Genomic DNA, 5,180 nt, shown 5'->3' on the forward strand with positions numbered 1-5,180 from the left:
AAAAGGTCTGGTACTGCGGGCTAGCGTTTGTTTAAAAACCCCCCCCAAACCAGCGCGTCGGCGCTCACTCCCCAGCTTTATAACAACCTACCCCCCCCCGGGGGGGGGGGGCCCCCCCCCCCCCCCCCTCCGCGCGGAAGACAGTGGACCGAGCCGGAGGCTACTTCTTGCCGTCCTTGCCGCCCTTGTCCTTGTCGCCACCGGCGCCCATGGACTCGTAGATCTCCTTGCACATGGGGCAGACGGGGTACTTCTTCGGGTCACGGCCCGGCACCCACACCTTGCCGCAGAGCGCCACGACGGGCGTACCGTCGAGCGCGCTCGCCATGATCTTGTCCTTCTGGACGTAGTGCGCGTAGCGCTCGTGGTCGCCGTCACCGTGCGACACCTTCGGCGTCGGCTCTACGAGGGTCCCCGTACCTGCCCCGCGCTCGGGCTCGGGCTCAAGAGTGCTCATGGCATCCAAGGGTACCTACGCCTGCCGGGTCCGGGCATCGGCTGCGCCCGTATCGGGCACGCGCGCCGGTCGCGGCGTGCAGCAGCAGCCCCGCCGCCGCCACCGCGGCCGCCGCCCAGGGCAGCCGGTCGGCCGGGAGTCCCGCCGACAGGGCGAGACCGGCCAGAGCGGACCCCACCGCGCTGCCCAGGTACAGCGCGGAGTTGTTGAGGGCCAGGGCCACCGTCCCGCGCTCCGCCCGCAGGGCCAGGAGGCGGTGCTGCTGGGGGACTTGGAGCGCCCAGCCCGCCGCGCCCCAGACGACGAGCGCGGGGAAGGCCGCGGCGCCGAGCAGCGGAAGCGTGCCGACGGCGATGACCAGGGCCGCCATCAGCCCGCCGACCAGGGCGACCGCCCTTCCCGTACGGTCCACGAGCGGCCCGGCGGCGACGCTGCCGATGACCCCGCCGATGCCCCAGGCCCACAGGTAGGGCGCGACGTCGCCCTCCCCCACGCCGCCCGCCGCGTCGAGGACCGGCGCGAGGTAGGTGTACAGGCCGAGGCTCGCGATCGCCCCGAGGAATGAGACACCGACGACGGGTACGACACCGCGGTCGGTGAGCGCGGCGAGCCTGGCCCGCGCGGGCACCGGCGGGTCGGCGGGCACGGTCGGCAGCCATCCGGCGAGCCCCGCGAGCGCGACCACACCGAGCACGGTCACGCCCCACATCGTGGCGCGCCACCCGGCGTGTCCGGCGAGCAGCACACCGAGCGGCACCCCGAGCACCGTGCCGGAACTCATCCCGCCCATCACCAGGGCGAGCGCACGGCCACGCCGCTCCCCCGGCACGAGCGCGGCGGCGGCAGCGGTGGACAGCGCGGAGTAGACCCCGGCCCCGACGCCCGCGACGGCGCGGGACAGGAGCAGCACCCCGAGCCCCGGCGCGAGGGCGGTCATCGCGTTGCCGAGGGTGAAGACGCCGAGCGCGCCGATGATGAGCACCCGGGGGCGCACGCCTGACGCCATCCCCGCGACGAGCGGCGCGCTCACGGCGTAGGCGAGGGTGAAGACGGTGACCATCTGCCCCGCGAGGGAGACGCTCGTCCCCAGGTCGGCCGCCACCACCGGCAGCAGCCCGGCCATCACATAGGCGTCGAGCCCCAATGTGAAGGCCCCCAGCATCAGCAGCCAGATCTTGCGCACAACACCCCACCCAATTCCCTCGTACGAAGCGGCCTGCGAGGCCGCGGGAGGGAAACGTAGGCATCGTCGCGACGCCCGCGGAAATGCCCGCGAGCACCGATTTATGCTGGGGAAACATGGATGAGCAGGCAGTACGCCCGGACCTGGCCTCGATCGACCTCCGCCACCTCCGCGGCTTCCTCGCGGTGGCCGACGAACTGAACTTCACCCACGCCGCGGCGGCCCTGCGCACCGGCCAGCCCACCCTCACGCGCACCGTCCGCGCCCTGGAGCAGGCGCTCGGCACCCGCCTGCTCACCCGCACCACGCGCCGCGTGGAACTCACCGAGGCCGGCCAACGCCTGCGCGAGGAACTCGCCCCGCTCCTGACCCGCCTGGACGCCGCGCTGCGCGCACCCCTCGCCGAACCGCCCCTGCTCCGGCTCGGCTTCACCTCCGTGCTGCCCGAGGCCTGCGTCACCCTGAGCTCCGCCTTCAAGGCGGCGACCGGCGCGGGCGTCCGCCTGGTCCGGCGCGACACCCCGCTGGCGGGCCTGGAGTCCGGCGCCTGCGACATCGCGGTCGTACGGGGCGACATCCCGCCCGGCGCGGCCGTCCACACCCGCGCCCTGCTCCACGAGCCGCGCATCGCCGTGGTGGCACGCGGCGCGGCGGAGCTCGCGGGCCGCCGCGTCGTGGACTGGACGGAGCTGGCCGACGTCCCCCTGGTGGTGAACACGGTCACCGGCACCACCCGCCCCGAGCTGTGGCCCGAGGGCCGCCGCCCCCGACTCGCCTGCACCGCCGACAACTTCGACGAGTGGCTGGAGGCGGTGGCGGCAGGTCACGGCGTAGGAGTGGTCCCTGAGCCGGTGGCCCGCAGACACACCCACCCCGCCCTGCGCCACGTACGCCTGAAGAACGCGCCGCCGGTCGCGGTGCACTTGGCGGTCCCGGCACGGGACGCGCATCCGCTGGCGGGGCGGTTCCTGCTCAACTCACGGGTCAGCCCAGGAACTTGTACAACACCGCCCCGATGATGACGAGGATCACGGCCCCCTCCAGCCAGTCGGAGAAGGTGAACCCCTCCGTGAACCTCCCCGACTTCCCGGAGGACTTCGTCCCGTCCTGCTCCTCAGCGCTCAACTTCCACACCCACTTCGACGACGCCTGACTGTCACGTACGCGTCAGGACGTTATCGGCGCGGCAGACAGTTCCCCGCCGCGGGGCCAGGGGGTCAGGGACCGGTGGTCAGTTCAGCGACGGATCGTCCGGATACGTCGCCACCATCGCCAGGTCGCTCCGCTGGCGCCGCAGCACCGAGCGCCACAGCCGCTCCGGGTCCGGGGACGACACGTCCCCCGGCTCCGACTCGACGACGTACCAAGCACCCTCGACCAGTTCGTCCTCCAGCTGGCCGGGGCCCCAGCCCGCGTAACCGGCGAAGATCCGCAGGGAGCCGAGGGCGGGGGCGAGCAGCTCGGGCGGGGCGTCCAGGTCCACCAGGCCGATCGCGCCGTGCACCCGGCGCCAGGCGATGGGGTCTCCGCTGGTCGAGCGGAGCCCAGAGCTCGGGGAAGGCCCTTCACCGCCGGGGATCACCGCGACCCCGAGCGCCGAGTCGAGCGAGACCGGGCCGCCCTGGAAGACCACCCCGGGCGAGCCCGCCAGGTCGCCCCAGCCCTCCAGGATGTCCGCGACCTCCACCGGCGTCGGCCGGTTGAGGACCACGCCGAGCGAGCCCTCCTCGTCGTGGTCGAGGAGCAGCACCACCGCGCGGTCGAAGTTCGGGTCCGCCAGGGCAGGCGTGGCCACGAGCAGCCGCCCTGTGAGCGAGGACACCTCGGTCATGAACGACATGATCCCGCATCTTTGCCCCGCGGGGGGAGGCAATGCGCGTACGCGAGTGAATGCAGCTCAGGGCGCAAAGGAGCGCCGCGAGCGCACGCCGGATCCGGTGACCCGGAGTGTCCGGTTCCGAACGGTTCGTGTTGTCACGGACTTCTGACGGGTTTGGCGCGCCCTTGGCCTTACGGAAGGGGGGTACGCGCCCATTACGCTTGCCCTTTGGTCCACCCGTCCATCTCATCGGAACGCGAGATTCATGACCGTCACCGACGATGTACTGCTTGTCCACGGCGGAACCCCGCTGGAGGGCGAGATCCGTGTCCGCGGCGCGAAGAACCTCGTGCCCAAGGCCATGGTCGCCGCGCTGCTCGGCAGCGCTCCGAGCCGGCTGCGCAATGTCCCAGACATCCGCGACGTACGTGTCGTACGCGGACTCCTGCAGCTGCATGGCGTCACGGTCCGCCCCGGCGAGGAGCCGGGCGAGCTGGTCATGGACCCCTCGCACGTGGAGAGCGCCAACGTCGCGGACATCGACGCCCACGCCGGGTCGTCGCGCATCCCGATCCTCTTCTGCGGCCCGCTCCTGCACCGCCTCGGGCACGCCTTCATCCCCGGCCTCGGCGGCTGCGACATCGGCGGCCGGCCGATCGACTTCCACTTCGAGGTGCTCCGCCAGTTCGGCGCGACCATCGAGAAGCGCGAGGGCGGCCAGTATCTGGAGGCCCCGCAGCGCCTGCGCGGCACCAAGATCCGCCTCCCGTACCCGTCCGTGGGCGCCACCGAGCAGGTCCTCCTGACGGCCGTGCTCGCCGAAGGTGTGACGGAGCTCTCGAACGCCGCCGTCGAGCCCGAGATCGAAGACCTGATCTGCGTCCTGCAGAAAATGGGCGCGATCATCGCCATGGACACCGACCGGACCATAAGGATCACCGGTGTCGACAGCCTGGGCGGGTACAACCACCACGCCCTCTCGGACCGCCTGGAGGCCGCCTCCTGGGCTTCCGCGGCCCTGGCGACCGAAGGCAACATCTACGTCCGCGGCGCCCAGCAGCGCTCGATGATGACGTTCCTGAACACCTACCGGAAGGTGGGCGGTGCCTTCGAGATCGACGACGAGGGCATCCGCTTCTGGCACCCGGGCGGCTCGCTCAACGCGATCGCCCTGGAGACGGACGTACACCCCGGTTTCCAGACCGACTGGCAGCAGCCCCTGGTCGTGGCGCTCACGCAGGCCGCAGGGCTCTCCATCGTCCACGAGACGGTCTACGAGTCCCGCCTCGGCTTCACCTCCGCGCTCAACCAGATGGGCGCTCACATCCAGCTCTACCGCGAGTGCCTCGGCGGCTCCGACTGCCGCTTCGGCCAGCGCAACTTCCTGCACTCCGCGGTCGTCAGCGGCCCGACGAAGCTGCAGGGCGCCGACCTGGTCATCCCCGACCTGCGCGGCGGCTTCTCGTACCTGATCGCGGCGCTCGCGGCGCAGGGCACGTCCCGCGTGCACGGCATCGACCTGATCAACCGCGGCTACGAGAACTTCATGGACAAGCTCGTGTCGCTCGGCGCGAAGGTGGAGCTGCCGGGGCGGGCACAGCTCGGCTGACACCTCGTCACGCACGTAGAAGGGGGGGGCCCCCCGGTGGGGGGGGGCGCCCCGTTTGGGTGAGGGGGGTATAAAAAAATGTAGCTGGCGCGCTCAACTGCAGGGTGTATAG

Annotated in this window: 6 protein-coding genes; 3 read left to right on the forward strand and 3 right to left on the reverse strand. The window is 71.8% G+C overall.

Annotation, left to right across the window (positions count from 1 at the left end; translation table 11 throughout):
• Positions 1-160 precede the first annotated feature (160 nt).
• Both ACFWY6_RS18340 and ACFWY6_RS18345 read right to left on the reverse strand, forming a co-directional pair.
• Positions 161-457 carry a DUF3039 domain-containing protein gene (locus ACFWY6_RS18340; protein ID WP_135336496.1) on the reverse strand — a complete coding sequence of 99 codons (297 nt, stop codon included), beginning with the start codon at positions 455-457 and terminating at the stop codon, positions 161-163.
• Complete coding sequence (locus ACFWY6_RS18345; RefSeq protein WP_384691187.1) at positions 444-1,640, reverse strand: MFS transporter; 1,197 nt, start codon at positions 1,638-1,640, stop codon at positions 444-446. The genes ACFWY6_RS18340 and ACFWY6_RS18345 overlap by 14 nt, the downstream gene beginning before the upstream one ends.
• Positions 1,641-1,756: 116 nt before the next feature.
• Between ACFWY6_RS18345 and ACFWY6_RS18350 the strand changes: the two genes are divergently transcribed.
• Positions 1,757-2,659 (forward strand): LysR family transcriptional regulator, encoded by a 903-nt coding sequence (locus ACFWY6_RS18350; protein ID WP_384691190.1) that lies wholly within the window; start codon positions 1,757-1,759, stop codon positions 2,657-2,659.
• Entirely contained in the window at positions 2,656-2,793 is a 138-nt protein-coding gene (locus tag ACFWY6_RS18355) for a hypothetical protein (RefSeq protein ID WP_384691193.1), read from the forward strand. The genes ACFWY6_RS18350 and ACFWY6_RS18355 overlap by 4 nt, the downstream gene beginning before the upstream one ends.
• 78 nt (positions 2,794-2,871) lie before the next feature.
• Here the strand turns inward: ACFWY6_RS18355 and ACFWY6_RS18360 are convergent, their stop codons facing one another.
• Positions 2,872-3,480, reverse strand: coding sequence for a YqgE/AlgH family protein (locus ACFWY6_RS18360; RefSeq protein WP_384691196.1), 609 nt, complete (start codon positions 3,478-3,480; stop codon positions 2,872-2,874).
• Between the two features lie 244 nt (positions 3,481-3,724).
• Between ACFWY6_RS18360 and murA the strand changes: the two genes are divergently transcribed.
• Complete coding sequence (gene murA / locus ACFWY6_RS18365) at positions 3,725-5,068, forward strand: UDP-N-acetylglucosamine 1-carboxyvinyltransferase (RefSeq protein ID WP_266866446.1); 1,344 nt, start codon at positions 3,725-3,727, stop codon at positions 5,066-5,068.
• Positions 5,069-5,180 lie beyond the last annotated feature (112 nt).

The organism is Streptomyces sp. NPDC059037, from assembly GCF_042740015.1.
Lineage (GTDB): Bacteria > Actinomycetota > Actinomycetes > Streptomycetales > Streptomycetaceae > Streptomyces.